This window comes from Enterobacter sp. ZOR0014, assembly GCF_000798855.1.
Taxonomy (GTDB): Bacteria; Pseudomonadota; Gammaproteobacteria; order Enterobacterales; family Enterobacteriaceae; genus Enterobacter; species Enterobacter kobei.
Window position 1 is genome coordinate 1 of the sequence record NZ_JTLF01000227.1, and the last position, 21,355, is coordinate 21,355.

At 55.1% G+C, this 21,355-nt stretch carries 20 protein-coding genes; 18 read left to right on the top strand and 2 right to left on the bottom strand.

The genetic code is table 11. The features are described 5' to 3' along the window. Positions 1–31 precede the first annotated feature (31 nt). Positions 32–1,207: a 3-demethoxyubiquinol 3-hydroxylase gene (ubiF, locus tag L977_RS11695; protein WP_047625802.1), complete on the bottom strand. Its 1,176-nt coding sequence runs from the start codon at positions 1,205–1,207 to the stop codon at positions 32–34. 135 nt (positions 1,208–1,342) lie between these two features. On the opposite strand from ubiF, the gene miaB reads away from it, so the two are divergent. The 10 genes from miaB to rihA all read left to right on the top strand — a co-directional run bounded on the left by miaB (position 1,343) and on the right by rihA (position 11,617). Continuing rightward, positions 1,343–2,767: a tRNA (N6-isopentenyl adenosine(37)-C2)-methylthiotransferase MiaB gene (gene miaB / locus L977_RS11700; protein WP_047625803.1), complete on the top strand. Its 1,425-nt coding sequence runs from the start codon at positions 1,343–1,345 to the stop codon at positions 2,765–2,767. Positions 2,768–2,930: 163 nt separating this feature from the next. Continuing rightward, positions 2,931–3,977 (top strand): PhoH family protein, encoded by a 1,047-nt coding sequence (locus L977_RS11705; RefSeq protein ID WP_014883007.1) that lies wholly within the window; start codon positions 2,931–2,933, stop codon positions 3,975–3,977. Beyond that, a complete protein-coding gene (ybeY, locus tag L977_RS11710) occupies positions 3,974–4,441 on the top strand; it encodes an rRNA maturation RNase YbeY (protein ID WP_008501052.1) in 468 nt (155 codons plus the stop codon). Before L977_RS11705 ends, ybeY begins: the two co-directional genes overlap by 4 nt. Before the next feature lie 89 nt (positions 4,442–4,530). After that, the gene (gene corC / locus L977_RS11715; RefSeq protein ID WP_014883006.1) at positions 4,531–5,409 is read left to right on the top strand and encodes a CNNM family magnesium/cobalt transport protein CorC; all 879 of its coding nucleotides are present in this window, start codon (positions 4,531–4,533) and stop codon (positions 5,407–5,409) included. Positions 5,410–5,414: 5 nt separating this feature from the next. Further along, positions 5,415–6,953: an apolipoprotein N-acyltransferase gene (gene lnt / locus L977_RS11720; RefSeq protein ID WP_047625804.1), complete on the top strand. Its 1,539-nt coding sequence runs from the start codon at positions 5,415–5,417 to the stop codon at positions 6,951–6,953. A 401-nt stretch (positions 6,954–7,354) separates the two neighbouring features. After that, positions 7,355–8,260 (top strand): amino acid ABC transporter substrate-binding protein, encoded by a 906-nt coding sequence (locus L977_RS11725; RefSeq protein ID WP_014883004.1) that lies wholly within the window; start codon positions 7,355–7,357, stop codon positions 8,258–8,260. A 155-nt stretch (positions 8,261–8,415) separates the two neighbouring features. Continuing rightward, positions 8,416–9,156, top strand: a complete 741-nt coding sequence (gene gltJ, locus L977_RS11730) for a glutamate/aspartate ABC transporter permease GltJ (RefSeq protein WP_014883003.1) — start codon at positions 8,416–8,418, stop codon at positions 9,154–9,156. Then, positions 9,156–9,830 carry a glutamate/aspartate ABC transporter permease GltK gene (gltK, locus tag L977_RS11735; RefSeq protein ID WP_032637193.1) on the top strand — a complete coding sequence of 225 codons (675 nt, stop codon included), beginning with the start codon at positions 9,156–9,158 and terminating at the stop codon, positions 9,828–9,830. The genes gltJ and gltK overlap by 1 nt, the downstream gene beginning before the upstream one ends. Continuing rightward, positions 9,830–10,555: an amino acid ABC transporter ATP-binding protein gene (locus L977_RS11740; RefSeq protein ID WP_014883001.1), complete on the top strand. Its 726-nt coding sequence runs from the start codon at positions 9,830–9,832 to the stop codon at positions 10,553–10,555. The genes gltK and L977_RS11740 overlap by 1 nt, the downstream gene beginning before the upstream one ends. Before the next feature lie 120 nt (positions 10,556–10,675). After that, complete coding sequence (rihA, locus tag L977_RS11745; protein WP_047625805.1) at positions 10,676–11,617, top strand: pyrimidine-specific ribonucleoside hydrolase RihA; 942 nt, start codon at positions 10,676–10,678, stop codon at positions 11,615–11,617. A 79-nt stretch (positions 11,618–11,696) separates the two neighbouring features. Here the strand turns inward: rihA and L977_RS11750 are convergent, their stop codons facing one another. After that, positions 11,697–12,179, bottom strand: coding sequence for a zinc ribbon-containing protein (locus L977_RS11750; protein ID WP_014882999.1), 483 nt, complete (start codon positions 12,177–12,179; stop codon positions 11,697–11,699). A 214-nt stretch (positions 12,180–12,393) separates the two neighbouring features. Between L977_RS11750 and leuS the strand changes: the two genes are divergently transcribed. The 8 genes from leuS to mrdB all read left to right on the top strand — a co-directional run bounded on the left by leuS (position 12,394) and on the right by mrdB (position 21,351). After that, positions 12,394–14,976 carry a leucine--tRNA ligase gene (leuS, locus tag L977_RS11755; RefSeq protein ID WP_023338167.1) on the top strand — a complete coding sequence of 861 codons (2,583 nt, stop codon included), beginning with the start codon at positions 12,394–12,396 and terminating at the stop codon, positions 14,974–14,976. Between the two features lie 14 nt (positions 14,977–14,990). Further along, positions 14,991–15,560, top strand: coding sequence for an LPS assembly lipoprotein LptE (gene lptE, locus L977_RS11760; RefSeq protein WP_014882997.1), 570 nt, complete (start codon positions 14,991–14,993; stop codon positions 15,558–15,560). After that, a complete protein-coding gene (gene holA / locus L977_RS11765; RefSeq protein ID WP_045268248.1) occupies positions 15,560–16,591 on the top strand; it encodes a DNA polymerase III subunit delta in 1,032 nt (343 codons plus the stop codon). Before lptE ends, holA begins: the two co-directional genes overlap by 1 nt. After that, positions 16,584–17,249, top strand: a complete 666-nt coding sequence (nadD, locus tag L977_RS11770; RefSeq protein WP_041163044.1) for a nicotinate-nucleotide adenylyltransferase — start codon at positions 16,584–16,586, stop codon at positions 17,247–17,249. The genes holA and nadD overlap by 8 nt, the downstream gene beginning before the upstream one ends. A gap of 268 nt (positions 17,250–17,517) precedes the next feature. After that, entirely contained in the window at positions 17,518–17,835 is a 318-nt protein-coding gene (gene rsfS / locus L977_RS11775; protein WP_003858696.1) for a ribosome silencing factor, read from the top strand. 3 nt (positions 17,836–17,838) lie between these two features. Then, a complete protein-coding gene (gene rlmH, locus L977_RS11780) occupies positions 17,839–18,306 on the top strand; it encodes a 23S rRNA (pseudouridine(1915)-N(3))-methyltransferase RlmH (RefSeq protein WP_003858701.1) in 468 nt (155 codons plus the stop codon). 28 nt (positions 18,307–18,334) lie between these two features. Continuing rightward, positions 18,335–20,236, top strand: coding sequence for a peptidoglycan DD-transpeptidase MrdA (mrdA, locus tag L977_RS11785; protein ID WP_045268249.1), 1,902 nt, complete (start codon positions 18,335–18,337; stop codon positions 20,234–20,236). A gap of 2 nt (positions 20,237–20,238) precedes the next feature. Next, a complete protein-coding gene (gene mrdB, locus L977_RS11790) occupies positions 20,239–21,351 on the top strand; it encodes a peptidoglycan glycosyltransferase MrdB (RefSeq protein ID WP_014882993.1) in 1,113 nt (370 codons plus the stop codon). The last annotated feature ends 4 nt before the right edge of the window (positions 21,352–21,355 follow it).

Consider the following 21,355-nt stretch of genomic DNA (forward strand, 5'->3'; position numbering starts at 1 on the left):
GAACATGGCGAGGGAATAGTCGAAGCAGCGATTAAAGTCCGAGAGCGTATTTCAGGGCCTGACGTTTCAACCCACCGGCACGTTCCGCCGCCATGAGGCCAATGTTACGCAGAATACGTACTGGCGCTAAGTCATTGCTGAACCCGGCATAGAACAGATCCATTCCCGACTGCATAATAAAATTATCCGCCATACGTCGCGTCTGGTAACGCTTCAGTACCTGATGGCTGGACCACGCTTCCGCATGCCCGCGCGCATGACTTAAAACGTCCAGTAACGCGTCAACGTCACGATACCCAAGATTTACCCCCTGCCCGGCCAGCGGGTGTATGGTGTGTGCCGCATCCCCCACCAGCGCCAGCCCGTCACGGGCATACTGCAAAGCGTGACGTCGCGTGAGCGGGAATGCGCCAGCGGCGACTGGTGTGATATGCCCCAGACGGCTCGGGAAGTGCTGCAGGATCTCGCGCTGCAGTTGTTCCATTGAAAGCCCTTGTAGCTGGCGAATGCGCGCCGGTTTGTCGTACCACACCAGTGACGCCCAATGATCAAATAGCGGTAAAAAGGCATGCGGGCCATTCGGCGTAAAGTGCTGCCAGGTGCTCTCACCCGGCAAATTCTCACACTGGACGGTAATCAGCATACAAGACTGCTCATACTGCCAGGCATGTACCCCAATACCTGCCATCTGTCTGACCTGAGAATTGGCACCATCCGCCCCGACGACCAGCTTCACAGCCAGCTCATCACCGCTGTCGAGCGTCAGCAAATAGCCGTTTTCGTGAGTATGAAGTGCCTTAAGTGACGCAGGAACACGCAGCGTCACCTTCGGGTGCGCCTCCAGGGCCTGCCAGAGCGCCAGCTGGAGCACATTGTTTTCCACCATGTAGCCCAGGCGCGGCAGCTTCAGCTCCGCAGCATCAAACGCAACGTGGGCATTTTCCCACTCCCAGGTTTCAAGACGGCTGTAGGGATGCGCACGCATCGCCTGCACCGTTTCCCAGACGCCCAGACCGCGCAGCAGATCGACTGACGCCGCGCTGATAGCAGAAATGCGCACATCCGGCTTGCTGGCGGGATCGAATGCCGGCGGTGCAGCCTGTTCAATTACCGTTACCTCAAATCCCTGCTGCGCCAGCCCCAGCGCCAGTGCGCCGCCGACCATACCGCCGCCGACAACGGCAACTTCGGTGTGTTGGAGTGTCATGGTCATTTTTCCTTATTGGAGAATCCCTTAAGTTTACCGGATTTTTGCGGTCCTGAGACACATAACCTTCATACTGGTCACAACCCCACCAAAGCATTACAATACGCGGCTTGCAATCCTGAGCTGAGCAAGTCGATGACTAAAAAACTCCATATAAAAACCTGGGGCTGTCAGATGAACGAATACGATTCATCCAAGATGGCCGATCTGCTGGACACCACCCACGGATACCAGCTGACTGAAAATCCGAAAGAAGCCGACGTGTTGCTGCTGAACACCTGTTCAATTCGTGAAAAAGCGCAGGAAAAAGTCTTCCACGTGTTAGGCCGCTGGAAACTTCTCAAACGAAAAAATCCGGACCTGATCATCGGCGTGGGCGGTTGCGTCGCATCACAGGAAGGTAAGCTCATCCGCCAGAGAGCCCCCTATGTGGATATCGTCTTTGGCCCGCAGACCCTGCACCGCCTGCCGGAGATGATCAACCAGGTTCGCGGTAATCGTAGCCCGGTCGTTGACGTCAGCTTCCCGGAGATCGAGAAATTTGACCGTCTGCCAGAACCGCGCGCAGATGGCCCGACCGCTTTCGTTTCCATCATGGAAGGCTGCAACAAATACTGCACTTACTGTGTGGTGCCTTACACCCGTGGCGAAGAAGTCAGCCGCCCGGCAGACGATATTCTGTTTGAAATCGCGCAGCTTGCCGCGCAGGGCGTTCGCGAAGTGAACCTGCTGGGCCAGAACGTTAACGCCTGGCGTGGGGAAAACTACGACGGCACCACCGGCACCTTTGCTGAACTGCTGCGCCTGGTGGCCGCGATTGACGGTATCGACCGTATTCGCTTTACCACCAGCCATCCGATGGAATTCACCGATGACATCATTGATGTCTATCGCGATACGCCAGAGCTGGTGAGCTTCCTGCATCTGCCGATTCAGTGCGGCTCTGACCGCGTTCTGAACCTGATGGGCCGTCCGCATACGGTTCTGGAGTACAAATCCACCATCCGTAAGCTGCGTGAAGCGCGTCCGGATATCCAGATAAGCTCCGACTTTATTGTCGGCTTCCCTGGTGAAACCGCGGATGACTTCGAGCGCACCATGAAGCTCATTGGTGAAGTGAATTTTGACGTCAGCTACAGCTTCATCTTCTCCGCGCGTCCTGGAACCCCTGCGGCCGATATGGTTGACGATGTGCCGGAAGAAGAGAAAAAGCAGCGTCTGTATATTCTGCAGGAGCGCATCAACCAGCAGGCCAACGCCTGGAGCCGCCGTATGCTCGGCACCGTCCAGCGCATACTGGTAGAAGGCACCTCGCGCAAGAGCATTATGGAACTCTCCGGTCGTACAGAAAACAACCGCGTGGTGAACTTTGAAGGCACCCCGGATATGATCGGTAAATTTGTGGACGTTGAGATTGTCGAAGTGCTCACCAACTCACTGCGTGCGAAAGTGGTCCGCACTGAAGACGAAATGGGCCTGCGTATTGCCGAGTCACCGGAATCCGTCATTTCGCGTACCCGCAAAGAAAACGATTCTGACGTGGGGATTTACCAGCCTTAATCCTTCGGGCCTGCCGCTTCGGCAGGCCTTGTATTTCCTCTCATCGTCCCCAATATCATCTGCAATGCTTGCGCCTTTATTCTATGGCGTGAATAATTTCGGTAATGACCGTTTTATTACGCCGGGTGGCAGCGGGTCAGCTAACCAATCAAAGAGGAACAGTTTGAACATAGATACGCGTGAAATCAGCCTAACGCCCGCAGACAACGCTCGCCTGCTGAGCCTGTGCGGACCGTTTGATGACAACATCAAACAACTGGAGCGACGTCTGGGTATCGAAATCAATCGTCGCGATAATCACTTCAAACTTACCGGACGCCCTATCTGCGTCAATGCGGCTGCAGATATCCTGCGCAGCCTGTATGTCGATACCGCCCCGATGCGCGGCGAAATTCAGGATATCGAACCGGAACAAATTCACCTCGCCATTAAAGAGGCGCGCGTGCTTGAGCAGAGCGCGGAAAGTGTGCCGGACTACGGTAAGGCCATCAACATCAAGACCAAGCGTGGCGTCATTAAGCCGCGTACGCCAAACCAGGCGCAGTACATCGCTAATATTCTCGACCACGACATCACCTTCGGCGTGGGGCCGGCGGGTACGGGTAAAACCTATCTGGCCGTTGCCGCGGCGGTGGATGCGCTTGAACGTCAGGAAATCCGCCGTATCCTGCTGACCCGTCCGGCGGTGGAAGCGGGTGAAAAACTGGGCTTCCTGCCGGGCGACCTGAGTCAGAAGGTCGACCCGTATCTGCGTCCTTTATACGATGCGCTGTTTGAGATGCTCGGCTTTGAGAAGGTCGAAAAGCTGATTGAGCGTAACGTGATTGAAGTGGCCCCACTTGCCTACATGCGTGGTCGCACGTTAAACGACGCGTTCATCATTCTTGATGAAAGCCAGAACACCACCATCGAACAGATGAAGATGTTCCTGACGCGTATTGGCTTTAACTCGAAAGCGGTCATTACCGGTGACGTTACCCAGATCGACCTGCCGCGCAGCACCAAATCCGGCCTGCGCCACGCCATTGAAGTGCTGGCCGAAGTCGATGAAATCAGCTTTAACTTCTTCCACAGTGAAGACGTGGTACGCCATCCGGTAGTTGCGCGCATCGTTAACGCCTATGAAGCCTGGGAAGAGGCGGATCAAAAACGCAGGGCCGAACTGGCCGCAGAACGTAAGCGCGACGCGCAGGAGCAAGAACAGAAATGAGTCAGGTGATCCTCGATTTACAGCTGGCCTGTGAAGACAATTCCGGTATGCCAGATGAGGCACAGTTTCAGAAATGGCTGGATGCCGTTATCCCCCAGTTTCAGGAAGAATCAGAAGTGACGATTCGCCTGGTGGATGAGGCAGAAAGCCATGAGCTTAACCTGACTTACCGTGGGAAAGATAAGCCAACCAACGTGCTCTCTTTCCCGTTCGAAGCCCCGCCGGGTATCGAGATGCCGCTGCTTGGGGATCTGATCATCTGCCGTCAGGTGGTTGAACAGGAAGCCAAAGAGCAGCAAAAGCCGCTGGAAGCCCACTGGGCGCATATGGTGGTGCATGGCAGCCTGCATCTGCTTGGCTACGATCATATTGAAGATGACGAAGCGGAAGAGATGGAGTCCCTCGAGACAGAGATAATGCTTGCTCTGGGCTATGAGGATCCGTACATTGCCGAGAAAGAATAGTCAGTTAACTTACTGACGACTATGCCGCCGCGCAGGGAATTCGCGTGGCGGTAAATGTTGAACTAACAAGAGAACCCTTAACAAACGCCATGAGCGACGACAATTCACACAGTAGCGACACGACAAACACTAAAAAGGGATTTTTCTCCCTCATTCTGAACCAGCTTTTCCACGGCGAACCCAAGAACCGTGATGAACTGCTGGAGCTGATTCGTGATTCCGGGCAAAACGACCTTATCGACGAAGATACGCGCGAAATGCTCGAAGGGGTGATGGACATTGCTGACCAGCGTGTTCGCGATATCATGATCCCCCGCTCGCAGATGATCACCCTGAAACGTAACCAGACCCTGGACGAGTGCCTCGATGTGATCATCGAATCCGCCCACTCGCGTTTCCCGGTCATCAGCGAAGATAAAGATCACATCGAAGGGATTTTGATGGCGAAAGATCTGCTGCCGTTTATGCGCAGTGATGCCGAAGCCTTCAGCATGGAAAAAGTGTTACGCCAGGCCGTGGTTGTGCCGGAAAGTAAACGTGTGGACCGGATGCTGAAAGAGTTTCGCTCTCAGCGTTACCACATGGCGATTGTTATTGATGAATTTGGCGGCGTTTCCGGACTGGTCACGATCGAGGATATTCTTGAGCTGATCGTGGGTGAAATCGAAGATGAGTATGACGAAGAGGAAGATATCGACTTCCGTCAGCTCAGCCGCCACACCTGGACCGTGCGCGCGCTGGCCTCGATCGAGGACTTCAACGACGCTTTCGGCACTCACTTCAGTGATGAAGAGGTCGATACCATTGGCGGGCTGGTGATGCAGGCCTTTGGCCACCTTCCGGCGCGCGGTGAAACCGTTGACATCGACGGTTACCAGTTCAAAGTGGCAATGGCCGACAGCCGCCGTATTATACAGGTTCATGTCAGAACGCCGGACGACTCACCGGTGCCAAAACTGGAAGATTAATGTAAATGGCATTTGCCCCATTATTTGAACGCCAGCGCGTCCGTTTGCTGCTGGCGCTGTTACTCGGAGCCAGCGGTACGCTGGCTTTTTCTCCTTACGATATCTGGCCTGCGGCTATTCTCTCCCTGATGGGGCTTCAGGGTCTGACCCTGAACCGGCGTCCGGTACAGGCTGCCGCCATCGGTTACTTCTGGGGACTGGGGCTCTTTGGCTCCGGCATTAACTGGGTCTACGTCAGCATCGCCCAGTTTGGCGGTATGCCGGGCCCGGTTAACGTCTTCCTGGTCGTCCTGCTCGCGGCATATCTCTCACTGTATACTGGTCTGTTCGCAGGGATCCTTTCCCGCCTGTGGCCTAAAACCACCTGGCTGCGCGTCGCCATTGCCGCGCCGGTGGTCTGGCAAATCACCGAATTCCTGCGCGGTTGGATACTGACCGGCTTCCCGTGGCTGCAGTTCGGCTACAGCCAGATTGATGGCCCGCTGAAAGGCCTGGCCCCGGTCATGGGCGTTGAGGCAATCAACTTCCTGCTAATGGTGGTCAGCGGCCTGCTGATCCTGGCGCTGGTCACGCGTTGCTGGAAACCGCTGGCCGTGGCGCTGGTGCTGTTTGCCCTGCCCTTCCCGCTGCGGTATATCCAGTGGTTCACGCCTGAGCCTGAGCGCACCATGCAGGTTTCTATGGTGCAGGGAAATATCCCGCAATCTATGAAGTGGGATGAAAAAGAGCTGCTGAACACGCTGAAGATCTACGCCAACGCCACCGAAGAGGTGATGGGTAAATCGCAGCTGATCATCTGGCCGGAATCCGCCATTCCCGATCTGGAGATCAATCAGCAGCCGTTCCTGAACATGATGAACGACTTGCTGCTGGCTCGCGGCAGCACGCTGATTACCGGGATTGTCGATGCGCGTCTGAATCAGCAGAACCGTTATGACACCTACAACACCATCATTACGCTCGGCAAAGACAGCGAATACAGCTACAACTCCACGGATCGGTACAACAAGAACCACCTGGTGCCGTTTGGTGAATTTGTTCCGCTGGAGTCAATTCTGCGCCCGCTGGCGCCGTTCTTTGATCTGCCGATGTCCTCCTTCAGCCGTGGCCCGTACGTACAGCCCCAGTTGCATGCGCACGGCCTTGCCCTGACGGCGGCCATCTGCTACGAAATCATTCTCGGCGAGCAGGTTCGCGATAACTTCCGCCCGGATACCGACTACCTGCTGACCATCTCCAACGATGCGTGGTTCGGTAAATCTATCGGCCCGTGGCAGCATTTCCAGATGGCGCGTATGCGTTCTCTGGAGCTGGCGCGCCCATTGCTGCGCAGCACCAACAACGGCATCACCGCCGTGATTGGTCCACAGGGTGAAATCCAGGCCATGATCCCGCAGTTCACCCGTGAGGTGTTGACCACAAAAGTCACACCAACCACCGGCCTGACGCCGTATGCGCGCACCGGTAACTGGCCGCTGTGGATCCTGACCGCGCTGTTCGGTTTCGGTGCCGTGCTGATGAGCCTGCGTCAGCGTCGTCGCTAATCTTACCTTCTGTTGCCGGGTGGCGCTAACGCTTACCCGGCCTACATTTTGACTCCCGTAGGTCGGGTAAGGCGTAGCCGCCACCCGACAAATTCCTTCCAGTGCCAAATCTGGCACGCCTGTTGCTTTGTATATTCACGCAAACGCAGTTTGGCTTAACGTGCAACCTTGTCGCACCAGCGTAGATCATCGGTAGCACCGAAACGGTGCAACGGGAGATATTTGCCTCTGAATGGTGCGGCGCGCTTCGCAAAAATAAACAATAACGCAGCAAAATCTTTACATTAAGCCAGACTAAATGTTAACAAGCTTGCATAACACTGCACTCGCATCGCGCGAGATATAACAACATCACAATGGGTATCAATGCGTCACTGGCGCTGATAAGAAAGGAGTTGGGTATGCAATTACGTAAACTGGCCACAGCAATGCTGGTTATGGGAATGTCTGCCGGCGTGGTTCACGCTGAAGATGCTCCGGCAGCAGGCAGTACTCTCGACAAGATTGCCAAAAACGGCGTCATCGTGGTCGGCCACCGTGAATCTTCCGTCCCGTTCTCTTACTACGACAACACGCAAAAAGTCGTGGGCTATTCACAGGATTACTCCAACGCCATCGTTGAAGCTGTGAAGAAAAAGCTGAACAAACCTGACCTGCAGGTGAAGCTGATCCCAATCACTTCACAGAACCGTATTCCACTGCTGCAAAACGGCACCTTTGATTTTGAGTGTGGCTCTACCACCAACAACCTCGAGCGCCAGAAACAGGCCGCTTTCTCTGACACCATCTTCGTCGTGGGCACCCGTCTGCTGACGAAGAAAGGCGGTGATATCAAAGATTTTGCTGACCTGAAAGGCAAAGCGGTCGTCGTAACGTCCGGTACCACCTCAGAAGTGCTGCTGCACAAGCTGAACGACGAGAAGAAAATGGATATGCGCATCATCAGCGCGAAAGACCATGGCGACTCCTTCCGTACCCTGGAAAGTGGCCGTGCCGTCGCGTTTATGATGGATGATGCCCTGCTGGCGGGTGAGCGTGCGAAAGCGAAGAAACCAGACAACTGGGATATCGTCGGCACCGCGCAGTCAAAAGAAGCTTACGGCTGCATGCTGCGTAAAGACGATCCGCAGTTCAAGAAGCTGATCGATGACACTATCGCCCAGGTACAGACTTCCGGCGAAGCGGAAAAATGGTTCGACAAATGGTTCAAGAACCCGATTCCACCAAAAAATCTCAACATGAACTTTGAACTGTCTGATGACATGAAAGCGCTGTTCAAATCTCCAAATGACAAGGCTCTTAACTAATTAGAACAACAGGGGCGGGATCTCCTGCCCTCTCGATTGTCGGGAAGCATGGACAGACTATACGTTGAGTGGTCGTTCCCCACTCAGCGCGAAAAATGAGCTTCTCACCAATCTTCGAGGGTAGCGCTGCTACCCTTTTTTTTCTGGAGTTTATTATGTCAATAGACTGGAACTGGGGCATATTCCTGCAACAAGCCCCGTTCGGCAACACCACCTATCTTGGCTGGCTGTGGAGCGGCTTCCAGGTCACCGTGGCACTATCGATAACAGCGTGGATTATCGCGTTTCTTGTCGGTTCGCTGTTCGGTATTCTGCGCACCGTCCCTAACCGTTTTCTTTCAACACTGGGCACTCTCTATGTGGAACTGTTCCGTAACGTTCCGCTCATCGTGCAATTCTTTACCTGGTATCTGGTTATCCCGGAACTGCTGCCGGAAAATATTGGCATGTGGTTCAAGTCGGAGCTGGATCCAAATGTGCAGTTCTTTGTCTCCTCCATGATGTGTCTGGGGCTGTTTACCGCTGCGCGCGTTTGTGAGCAGGTGCGTGCCGCCATTCAGTCATTACCCCGCGGACAAAAAAATGCGGGTCTGGCGATGGGTCTGACCCTGCCGCAAACCTACCGCTACGTGCTGCTGCCTAATGCCTACCGCGTTATCGTGCCACCGATGACCTCGGAGATGATGAACCTGGTGAAAAACTCGGCCATCGCCTCCACTATCGGCCTGGTCGATATGGCGGCCCAGGCGGGCAAGCTGCTGGATTACTCCGCTCACGCGTGGGAATCCTTCACCGCGATCACGCTCGCGTATGTTCTGATTAACGCTTTCATCATGCTGGTGATGAACCTGGTTGAACGCAAAGTACGCCTGCCGGGCAATCTGGGGGGCAAATAATGTACGAATTTGACTGGAGTTCTATCGTTCCTTCCTTACCTTACCTGCTGGATGGCCTGGTGATTACCTTAAAAATCACCGTTATTGCCATCATCATTGGTATCGTCTGGGGCACCCTGCTGGCGGTGATGCGCCTGTCGAGCTTTAAGCCGCTCGCCTGGTTTGCGACCGCCTACGTTAACGTTTTCCGCTCCATCCCGCTGGTGATGGTGCTGCTGTGGTTTTACCTGATTGTTCCCGGCTTTCTGCAAAACGTCCTGGGGCTGTCACCAAAAACCGATATCCGCCTGATCTCGGCGATGGTGGCGTTCTCGATGTTTGAGGCCGCTTACTACTCAGAGATTATCCGCGCGGGCATTCAGAGCATCTCCCGCGGGCAATCCAGCGCCGCGCTGGCGCTGGGGATGACGCACTGGCAGTCCATGCAGCTGATTATTCTGCCGCAGGCGTTTCGCGCCATGGTTCCGCTCCTGCTGACCCAGGGCATTGTGCTGTTCCAGGATACCTCGCTGGTGTATGTCCTGAGTCTGGCAGACTTCTTCCGTACCGCGTCAACCATCGGTGAACGTGATGGTACGCAGGTCGAGATGGTGCTCTTCGCGGGCGCGGTCTATTTTGTGATTAGTTTAAGCGCGTCGCTGTTGGTCAGCTGGCTGAAGAAAAGGACGGTATAATGATTTCCCTGAAAAATGTTTCTAAATGGTATGGGCACTTTCAGGTGCTGACCGACTGCTCCACGGAAGTGAAAAAAGGCGACGTGGTGGTAGTGTGCGGCCCGTCCGGTTCCGGTAAGTCCACGCTGATCAAAACCGTTAATGGTCTGGAACCTGTGCAGCAGGGCGAAATTGTTGTTAACGGCACCAAAGTGAACGACAAAAAAACCAACCTTGCCCAGCTTCGCTCTCACGTTGGTATGGTGTTCCAGCACTTTGAGCTGTTCCCTCACCTCTCCATCATCGAGAACCTGACGCTGGCGCAGGTGAAAGTGCTTAAGCGCGATAAAAAAGCATCGCGTGAGAAAGGCCTTAAGCTTCTGGAGCGCGTTGGGCTTTCTGCACATGCCGATAAGTTCCCGGCGCAGCTTTCGGGTGGTCAGCAGCAGCGTGTCGCGATCGCCCGCGCGCTGTGTATGGATCCGGTGGCAATGCTGTTTGATGAGCCAACATCGGCACTCGATCCAGAGATGATTAACGAAGTGCTCGACGTTATGGTCGAGCTGGCGCACGAAGGGATGACCATGATGGTGGTGACGCACGAAATGGGCTTCGCCCGTAAAGTGGCCAACCGCGTCATCTTTATGGACGAAGGGAAGATCGTGGAAGACTCGCCGAAAGAAGAGTTCTTCGCGAACCCGAAATCCGAACGTGCAAAAGATTTCCTCGCCAAAATCCTGCATTAATCTTCTCAGTGCGCAATCTGCGGATTGCGCACTGCCTCACGCTTTCGCGCTCTTGTTCTCGTCGGCGTCACATTGCAGCGTTAACCTTGTCACAAAATAACGCTACGTATGGAGAACGCTATGGCACAGCCTATTATTCTCGATTGCGATCCGGGTCATGATGACGCCATTGCTCTCGTCCTCGCTCTTGCCTCCCCTGAACTGGACGTAAAAGCGGTTACTTCGTCCGCCGGAAACCAGACGCCGGATAAAACCTTGCGCAACGTGCTGCGCATGCTGACCCTGCTCAAACGCACCGATATTCCTGTCGCTGGCGGGGCCGTGAAACCGCTGATGCGCGAGCTGATCATTGCGGATAACGTTCATGGCGAAAGTGGACTGGACGGCCCTGAACTGCCGGAACCGGGCTTCGCGCCACAAGGCTGCACCGCCGTTGAGTTGATGGCGAAGGTGCTGCGCGAAAGTGCAGAGCCCGTGACGCTGGTGGCTACAGGTCCGCAGACGAACGTGGCATTGCTGCTTAACAGCCATCCAGAACTGCACGGTAAAATCGCCCGGATCGTCATCATGGGCGGCGCAATGGGGCTCGGAAACTGGACGCCAGCCGCGGAGTTCAATATCTATGTTGACCCTGAAGCCGCAGAGAGCGTTTTCCAGTCCGGTCTGCCGATTGTGATGGCGGGGCTGGATGTGACGCATCGGGCCCAAATTATGGCAGACGATATTGAACGCTTCCGCTCTGTGGGTAATCCGGTGGCAACGACTGTGGCAGAACTGCTCGACTTCTTTATGGAGTACCACAAAGCCGAGAAATGGGGCTTCCATGGCGCACCGCTGCATGACCCGTGCACGATTGCCTGGCTGTTGAAACCTGAGATGTTTACCACGGTTGACCGCTGGGTTGGTGTGGAAACACAGGGGAAATATACCCAGGGAATGACGGTGGTGGATTACTACTCGCTGATGGGGAACGAGCCGAATACTGCGGTGATGGTGGATATCGACCGGGAAGCGTTTGTAGATTTGCTGGCGGAGAGACTGGCTTACTATTCTGCGGCCTGATGCCCTCACCCCAACCCTCTCCCACGGGGAGAGGGAGCAAACACTAAAAACGGCAACAGGGTTGCCGTTTTGCTTTTACCTAGGGCTCAAACGGCCGGCGCTGGAACTGGTCGTGACCGCATTTCGGGCATAAGGGCAGCACCTCCGGCGTATACACCGCGATGTGGTGATGACATTTCTCACACACCAGATTTCCCAACCCTACCACTTCGCCGCTGTGGTACACACCGTGATGGTTCAAATCCTGAAACACCTCGCGCCACTCAAGCTGCGTTTTATCGGTGATATCCGCCAGCTCCTGCCACAGGCTCTCTTTGATCACCCGCATAAACACGCTGTCCGAGACCTCTTCCTGGCTCTCCTGATAGCTGCGCGCAAACTCTTCCAAGTCACGACGTACCGCACGCGTCACCTCTTCCACTTCGGTTCGCGTTAACTCACCCGTTTGCGTCACGCGGGCACGCGCCTGTTCGACCAGCGCATCAATATCACGCTCGCCGTTACGCAGCCGCTCCGTCAGTGTCGCCACCAGCTCGCGGTAAAATTGAGCAACCTTGTTCATCATTTTGCCTCCCGGGTAAGTAACTAACTCTAATAATAGACCTTATTTCACCGCCGCTTTGTCAGGTGAAGCACAGACCCGGTAAATTCCTGCAAAGTGCTTTTGTGCGAAAGGCTGTTTTGACGCGGACGTTTGGGCTATGCTATGCGGATCTGAATTACCACATCCATTGGCTACATTTGTAGCTGTATTAAAAACAGGACCACTGGCTGCCATGCAAGAGCAATACCGCCCGGAAGAGATAGAATCAAAAGTCCAGCAACACTGGGACGAGAAGCGCACCTTTGAAGTTACCGAAGACGAGAGCAAAGAGAAGTATTACTGCCTGTCGATGCTTCCCTATCCTTCTGGTCGACTACACATGGGCCACGTGCGTAACTACACCATTGGTGATGTGATCGCCCGTTACCAGCGTATGCTGGGCAAAAACGTGCTGCAGCCTATCGGCTGGGATGCGTTCGGCCTGCCGGCAGAAGGTGCAGCAGTAAAAAACAATACGGCACCGGCACCATGGACGTACGACAACATCGCGTACATGAAAAACCAGCTCAAAATGCTGGGCTTCGGCTATGACTGGAGCCGCGAGCTGGCGACCTGCACCCCGGAATATTACCGCTGGGAGCAGAAATTCTTCACTGAGCTGTACAAAAAAGGCCTGGTGTACAAGAAGACGTCTGCAGTTAACTGGTGCCCAAATGACCAGACCGTTCTGGCGAACGAGCAGGTTATCGACGGCTGCTGCTGGCGCTGTGACACCAAGGTTGAGCGTAAAGAGATCCCGCAGTGGTTTATCAAAATCACCGCTTACGCTGACGAACTGCTGAACGATCTGGATAAACTGGATCACTGGCCTGACACCGTTAAGACCATGCAGCGCAACTGGATCGGCCGTTCTGAAGGTGTGGAAATTACCTTCAACGTTGAGAACTACGACCAAACGCTGACCGTCTACACCACCCGTCCGGACACCTTTATGGGGGCGACCTATCTGGCCGTGGCCGCAGGTCACCCGCTGGCGCAGAAAGCGGCAGAGAACAATCCGGAACTGGCAACTTTCATCGACGAATGCCGCAACACCAAAGTGGCTGAAGCCGACATGGCGACGATGGAGAAAAAAGGCGTTGATACCGGCTTTAAAGCGATTCACCCGCTGACGGGTGAAGCTATTCCTGTCTGGGCGGCGAACTTTGTGCTGATGGAATACGGCACCGGTGCGGTGATGGCCGTTCCGGGACACGATCAGCGCGACTACGAGTTTGCCACCAAATATGGCCTGACCATTAAGCCGGTTATCCTGGCCGCAGACGGTTCTGAACCCGACCTGTCTGAGCAGGCATTGACCGAAAAAGGCACCCTGTTCAACTCCGGCGAATTTAGCGGACTGAGCTTCGAAGAGGGCTTCAATGCCATCGCTGACAAGCTGGCCTCGCTGGGCGTAGGTGAGCGTAAAGTCAACTTCCGTCTGCGCGACTGGGGCGTTTCCCGTCAGCGTTACTGGGGCGCGCCAATTCCAATGGTGACCCTTGAAGACGGCACCGTGATGCCGACGCCAGAAGATCAACTGCCGGTGATCCTGCCGGAAGATGTGGTCATGGACGGCATCACCAGCCCGATCAAAGCCGATCCTGAGTGGGCGAAAACCACCGTTAACGGCCAGCCTGCGCTGCGTGAAACCGACACCTTTGACACCTTTATGGAGTCTTCCTGGTATTACGCACGCTACACCTGTCCGCAGTATCAGGAAGGCATGCTGGATTCTGACGCGGCCAACTACTGGCTGCCGGTAGACATCTACATCGGTGGCATCGAACACGCCATCATGCACCTGCTCTACTTCCGCTTCTTCCACAAGCTGATGCGCGATGCTGGCATGGTGAATTCTGACGAACCAGCCAAACAGCTGCTGTGTCAGGGCATGGTGCTGGCTGATGCCTTCTACTACGTTGGCGCGAACGGCGAGCGTAACTGGGTGTCTCCGGTGGACGCGATCGTAGAGCGCGACGAGAAAGGCCGTATCGTGAAGGCGACAGACGCTGAAGGTCATGAGCTGGTTTATACCGGCATGAGCAAGATGTCCAAGTCGAAAAACAACGGTATCGACCCGCAGGTGATGGTTGAGCGTTACGGTGCAGATACCGTGCGTCTGTTCATGATGTTTGCCTCTCCGGCTGACATGACGCTGGAGTGGCAGGAATCCGGTGTTGAAGGCGCGAACCGCTTCCTGAAACGCGTCTGGAAACTGGTTTACGAACATACCGCACAGGGTGATGCTCCGGCGCTGAACGCTGCTGCCCTGACGGAAGATCAGCAGGCGCTGCGTCGTGATGTTCATAAAACAATTGCAAAAGTCACCGATGATATTGGTCGTCGTCAGACCTTCAATACCGCAATTGCGGCTATTATGGAACTGATGAACAAGCTGGCGAAAGCCCCGCAGGATGGCGAGCAGGATCGTGCCTTAATGCGTGAAGCGCTGCTGGCCGTCGTTCGCATGCTGAACCCGTTCACGCCACACGTCAGCTTTACTCTGTGGCAGGAACTGAAAGGCGAAGGCGATATCGACAACGCGCCGTGGCCGGTTGCGGACGAAGCAGCAATGGTGGAAAACACCACGCTGGTGGTAGTCCAGGTCAACGGCAAAGTGCGCGGTAAAATTACCGTGGCGGTCGACGCAACCGAAGAACAGGTTCGCGAGCGTGCAGGCCAGGAACCTCTGGTCGCGAAATATCTTGAGGGCGTTACCGTACGTAAAGTGATCTACGTACCCGGTAAACTGCTCAATCTGGTCGTTGGCTAAGCGCGGGAGGAAACGTGCGACAACTGGCAACAATACTCTTATCACTGGCGGTGCTTGTCACCGCTGGCTGTGGCTGGCACCTGCGCAATACCACGGCAGTGCCTGCTGAGATGAAAACGATGATTTTCGACTCATCAGATCCGAATGGCCCATTCAGCCGGGCAGTTCGTAACCAGCTGCGCCTGAACGGTGTTGAACTCATTGAGAAAGACACGCTGCGCCAGGATGTACCGTCTCTCCGCGTTCTGGGGACGACCCTGAGCAAAGATACAGCGTCTATCTTCCAGGATGGCCGTACCGCAGAGTATCAGATGGTAATGACTGTTAACGCAGCCGTGCTGATCCCGGGTAAAGACATCTATCCGATCAGCACAAAAGTGTACCGTTCGTTCTTTGATAACCCGCAAACGGCGCTGGCGAAAGATGCCGAACAGCAGATTATCATCAACGAAATGTACGACAAGGCAGCGGAACAGCTGATCCGTAAACTGCCAGGTATTGCCGCGTCGACAAAAGAAGGCTCTGACATTATTGAAAAACCGGATGCCAGTACGCCCCCGGTTTCTACCTCTATGGGTAACTGATGATCAGGCTGTATCCTGAACAACTCCGCGCGCAGCTCAATGAAGGGCTGCGCGCGGCGTATCTGCTGCTTGGAAACGATCCCTTACTGCTGCAGGAAAGCCTGGATGCCGTGCGACATACTGCAGGTGCTCAGGGCTTTGATGAACACCATACCGTCCAGGTGGATAACAATACCGACTGGGACGCCCTCTTCTCACTCTGTCAGGCGATGAGCCTTTTCGCGTCGCGTCAGACAATTCAGATCCTGCTGCCAGAAAACGGCCCTAACGCGGCCATCAATGAGCAGCTTGCCACTCTGGTGAGCCTGTTACACAGCGATCTGCTGTTAATTGTCCGCGGCAATAAGCTCACCAAAGCGCAGGAAAATGCCGCGTGGTTCACTCAACTGGCGACCCACGCGGTGCTGGTTACCTGTCAGACACCTGAGCAGGCGCATCTGCCAAAATGGGTGGCCGCAAGAGCAAAGCAGAACAACCTTCAGCTGGATGATGCGGCAAATCAACTGCTCTGCTACTGCTATGAGGGTAACCTCCTGGCGCTGGCACAGGCGCTGGACAGACTCTCCCTGCTCTGGCCGGATGGCAAACTGACACTCCCCCGCGTCGAGCAGGCCGTTAATGACGCCGCGCACTTCACGCCGTTCCACTGGGTGGATGCATTGCTGGCCGCGAAAAGTAAACGCGCCCTGCATATCCTTCAGCAGCTGCGCCTGGAAGGCAGCGAGCCCGTTATTCTGCTGCGTACGCTGCAGCGTGAACTGTTGCTGCTGATTACGCTCAAGCGACAGTCTGCCCATACGCCGCTGCGCGCGCTGTTTGATAAACACCGGGTATGGCAAAATCGCCGCGCAATGACCACCGAGGCCGTCAACCGCCTGAGCCATGAACAGCTTCGTCAGGCTGTCCAGCTTCTGATGTGCGCTGAGCTCACCTTAAAACAAGATTACGGCCAGTCGGTCTGGGCGGAGCTGGAAAGCCTTTCCCTGCTGCTCTGCCACAAGGCGCTGGCTGACGTATTTATTGATGGATAGTATGCACTCTTTACAGGCCCTGTATGGCGGCACCTTTGACCCGGTACACTACGGGCATCTTAAGCCGGTGGAAATTCTGGCGAATTTGATCGGCCTGCAGCGCGTCACCATTATGCCCAATAACGTTCCGCCGCACCGCCCTCAGCCTGAGGCAACCAGCGAGCAGCGAAAAGAGATGCTAACGCTTGCCATTGCGGATAAACCGCTTTTCAGGCTTGATGAACGGGAATTGCGTCGCGACACCCCCTCGTGGACGTCGCAAACGCTGCAGGAGTGGCGAGCTGAGCAAGGGCCTGACCAGCCGCTGGCGTTTATCATTGGTCAGGATTCTCTGCTCAACTTTCCCACGTGGCACAAGTATGAAACCATTCTGGAGAACAGCCACCTGCTCGTTTGCCGCCGCCCAGGCTATCCGCTGACCATGCGTGAAGAGCAGTATCAGCAGTGGCTTGAAGACCATCTTACCGATAACGTAGAGGATCTTCACAACCAGCCCGCCGGGAAGATTTATCTGGCGGAAACCCCGTGGTTCGATATCTCCGCCACCCTTATTCGTGAGCGTTTACAACACGGTTTAACGTGTGACGATCTGCTGCCTGCCCCGGTGCTGGCGTATATTCATACGCACGGGTTGTATCAGAAAAGCGCAGATGTTTAGTCAGGCGTCATAAAAAGCGGCTTATTGATTCTCCTGCCTTGACAGGTTAAGCCATACTGTTATCCTCCGCTGCCAGACTTTCCCGCCAGTCATTGCTTTACAGAAATTGTTTTACAAAAATGGCGATGCAATCTCTGGCGGAGGGTGGGATGATACCCGCCTTCAAAATCCCGGCCGGTGACATTTGTCCCGACAAGGGCGCCAGTTCAGGTATACTGTCTGGCTACAAATTCATAGTTGCACCATCTTATTCACCCAGGGGGAAAACTTGCAGGGTAAAGCACTCCAGGATTTTGTTATCGACAAAATTGATGACCTGAAAGGTCAGGACATCATCGCTATCGACGTTAAGGGTAAATCCAGTATCACCGACTGCATGATTATCTGCACCGGGACGTCTACGCGTCATGTTGTTTCGATTGCCGACCATGTGGTTCAGGAATCGCGTGCAGCAGGACTGTTACCGCTTGGCGTTGAAGGTGAAGCGACCGCTGACTGGGTGGTGGTTGACCTCGGCGATGTGATTGTCCATGTCATGCAGGAAGAGAGCCGTCGCCTGTATGAGCTGGAAAAACTCTGGGGTTGATGCGTGAAGTTGCAGCTGGTCGCCGTCGGCACCAAAATGCCGGACTGGGTACAAACCGGTTTTACTGAATATCTGCGTCGTTTTCCAAAAGACATGCCGTTCGAACTGGTGGAGATCCCTGCCGGGAAGCGCGGTAAGAACGCGGATATTAAACGTATTCTCGATAAAGAGGGCGAACTGATGCTGGCTGCCGCTGGCAAGAACCGCATCGTCACCCTCGATATTCCGGGTAAACCCTGGGATACGCCGCAGCTGGCGCACGAACTGGAGCGCTGGAAGCAGGATGGCCGTGACGTTAGTCTGCTGATTGGCGGACCTGAAGGGTTGTCCCCTGCCTGCAAAGCGGCAGCAGAACAAAGTTGGTCTCTCTCCGCGCTGACGCTGCCCCACCCGCTCGTTCGGGTCCTGGTGGCAGAAAGTCTGTATCGCGCGTGGAGCATTACTACCAACCACCCCTATCACCGCGAGTAATGACTGACCAGGGTAGATTAAGCAGCGGATGAAACTACAGAATTCTTTTCGCGACTATACGGCTGAGTCCGCGCTGTTTGTGCGCAGGGCACTGGTCGCCTTTACGGGGATTTTGCTGCTTACCGGCGTGCTGATCGCCAACCTTTATAATCTGCAAATCGTCCGCTTTACCGATTACCAGACGCGTTCAAACGAAAACCGCATCAAGCTGGTGCCTATCGCGCCCAGCCGCGGCATTATCTACGACCGTAACGGCACCCCTCTGGCGCTAAACCGCACCATCTATCAAATCGAGATGATGCCGGAAAAGGTCGATAATGTTCAGGACACGCTGGAGGCGCTAAGAGGCGTTGTCGATCTCAACGATGACGATATCGCAGCCTTCAAAAAAGAGCGCGCCCGTTCCCACCGCTTTACCTCCATTCCGGTGAAAACCAATCTGACGGAAGTTCAGGTGGCCCGTTTTGCGGTGAACCAGTACCGCTTCCCCGGCGTGGAAGTGAAGGGTTACAAACGTCGCTACTATCCTTACGGCTCCGCGCTGACGCACGTCATTGGCTACGTTTCCAAGATTAATGACAAAGACGTTGACCGCCTTGATAAAGACGGCAAGCTGGCGAACTATGCCGCGACGCACGATATCGGCAAGCTCGGGATCGAACGCTACTACGAAGATGTCCTGCATGGACAGACCGGCTATGAAGAGGTTGAGGTTAACAACCGTGGCCGCGTCATTCGACAGCTGAAAGAAGTTCCGCCTCAGGCGGGGCATGACGTCTATCTGACTCTCGACCTCAAACTGCAGCAGTATATTGAAACCCTGCTGGCGGGCAGTCGCGCCGCCGTCGTGGTCACCGATCCGCGTACCGGGGGAATTCTGGCTATGGTGTCCATGCCTAGCTATGACCCGAACCTTTTTGTTGACGGCATCTCCAGTAAAGACTATTCCGGCCTGCTGAATGATCCCAATACGCCGCTGGTCAACCGCGCCACGCAAGGCGTTTACCCGCCGGCATCTACGGTGAAACCGTATGTGGCGGTCTCGGCGCTGAGTGCGGGTGTCATCAACCGTAATACCAGCCTGTTTGACCCGGGCTGGTGGCAGCTACCCGGGTCTGAAAAACGCTATCGCGACTGGAAAAAATGGGGCCACGGCCATCTGAACGTGACCAAATCTCTGGAAGAGTCAGCGGATACCTTCTTCTATCAGGTCGCCTATGACATGGGGATTGACCGCCTGTCAGAATGGATGAGCAAGTTCGGCTACGGGCACTACACCGGCGTCGACCTTTCAGAGGAGCGATCCGGCAACATGCCGACGCGCGAGTGGAAGCTGAAGCGCTTTAAGAAGCCGTGGTATCAGGGTGATACCATTCCGGTGGGTATCGGCCAGGGCTACTGGACCGCAACGCCGATTCAGATGAACAAAGCGATGATGATCCTCATTAACGATGGCGTGGTCAAAGTCCCGCATCTGCTGCAAAGCACCGTTGAAGACGGCAAAAAGGTGCCGTGGGTACAGCCCCATGAAGCGCCCGTAGGTGACATTCATTCCGGCTTCTGGGAAATCGCGAAAGACGGTATGTACGGCGTAGCAAACCGTCCGAACGGTACTGCGCACAAATATTTCGCCGGAACGCCGTATAAAGTGGCTGCAAAATCCGGTACGGCGCAGGTCTTTGGCCTGAAAGCCAACGAAACCTATAACGCACACCGCATTGCTGAACGTCTGCGTGACCATAAGCTCATGACGGCATTTGCCCCTTACGATAACCCGCAGGTGGCGGTGGCGATGATTCTGGAAAACGGCGGCGCTGGCCCGGCGGTAGGGACCATCATGCGCCAAATCCTCGACCACATTATGCTGGGTGATAACAACACCGAACTGCCGGCTGAAAACCCGGCCGCCGCTGCGGCGGAGGACCAATAATCATGACGGATAATCCAAACAAAAAATCGTTGTGGGATAAAATCCACATCGACCCAGCCATGCTGCTGATCCTGCTGGCTCTGCTGGTTTACAGCGCCCTGGTTATCTGGAGCGCCAGTGGCCAGGACATCGGTATGATGGAACGCAAAATCGGCCAGATCGCGATGGGTCTGGTCATCATGGTGGTGATGGCGCAGATCCCACCGCGCGTCTATGAAGGCTGGGCGCCCTATCTCTATATCTTCTGTATTATTTTGCTGGTGGCAGTAGACGCGTTCGGCGCCATCTCAAAAGGGGCGCAGCGCTGGCTGGATCTGGGCGTTGTTCGTTTCCAGCCCTCGGAGATTGCCAAAATTGCCGTCCCACTGATGGTGGCGCGCTTTATCAACCGTGATGTCTGTCCGCCGTCGCTGAAAAACACCGCGATCGCGCTGGTGCTGATCTTCCTGCCGACGCTGCTGGTTGCTGCGCAGCCTGACCTCGGCACCTCGATCCTTATCGCGCTCTCCGGTCTGTTTGTCCTTTTCCTGTCGGGCTTAAGCTGGCGTCTGATTGGTATCGCTGTGGTGCTGATTGCGGCGTTTATCCCTATCCTCTGGTTCTTCCTGATGCATGATTACCAGCGCCAGCGCGTTATGATGCTTCTCGACCCGGAAACTGACCCGCTCGGTGCGGGCTATCATATTATTCAGTCCAAGATTGCGATTGGCTCCGGCGGCCTGCGCGGTAAAGGCTGGCTGCACGGTACCCAGTCGCAGCTGGAATTTTTACCGGAACGTCACACCGACTTTATCTTTGCGGTACTGGCTGAAGAGCTGGGGCTGGTTGGTATCCTGATTTTGCTCGCGCTCTACGTGCTGCTGATCATGCGAGGATTGTGGATTGCCGCCCGGGCGCAAACCACCTTCGGCCGCGTCATGGCAGGCGGATTGATGCTGATTTTATTCGTTTATGTCTTCGTAAATATTGGTATGGTGAGTGGTATTCTGCCGGTAGTAGGCGTACCGCTGCCGCTGGTCAGTTACGGAGGCTCGGCACTGATCGTGTTGATGGCCGGGTTTGGGATCGTGATGTCGATCCATACCCACAGAAAAATGTTGTCAAAAAGCGTTTAAAAAT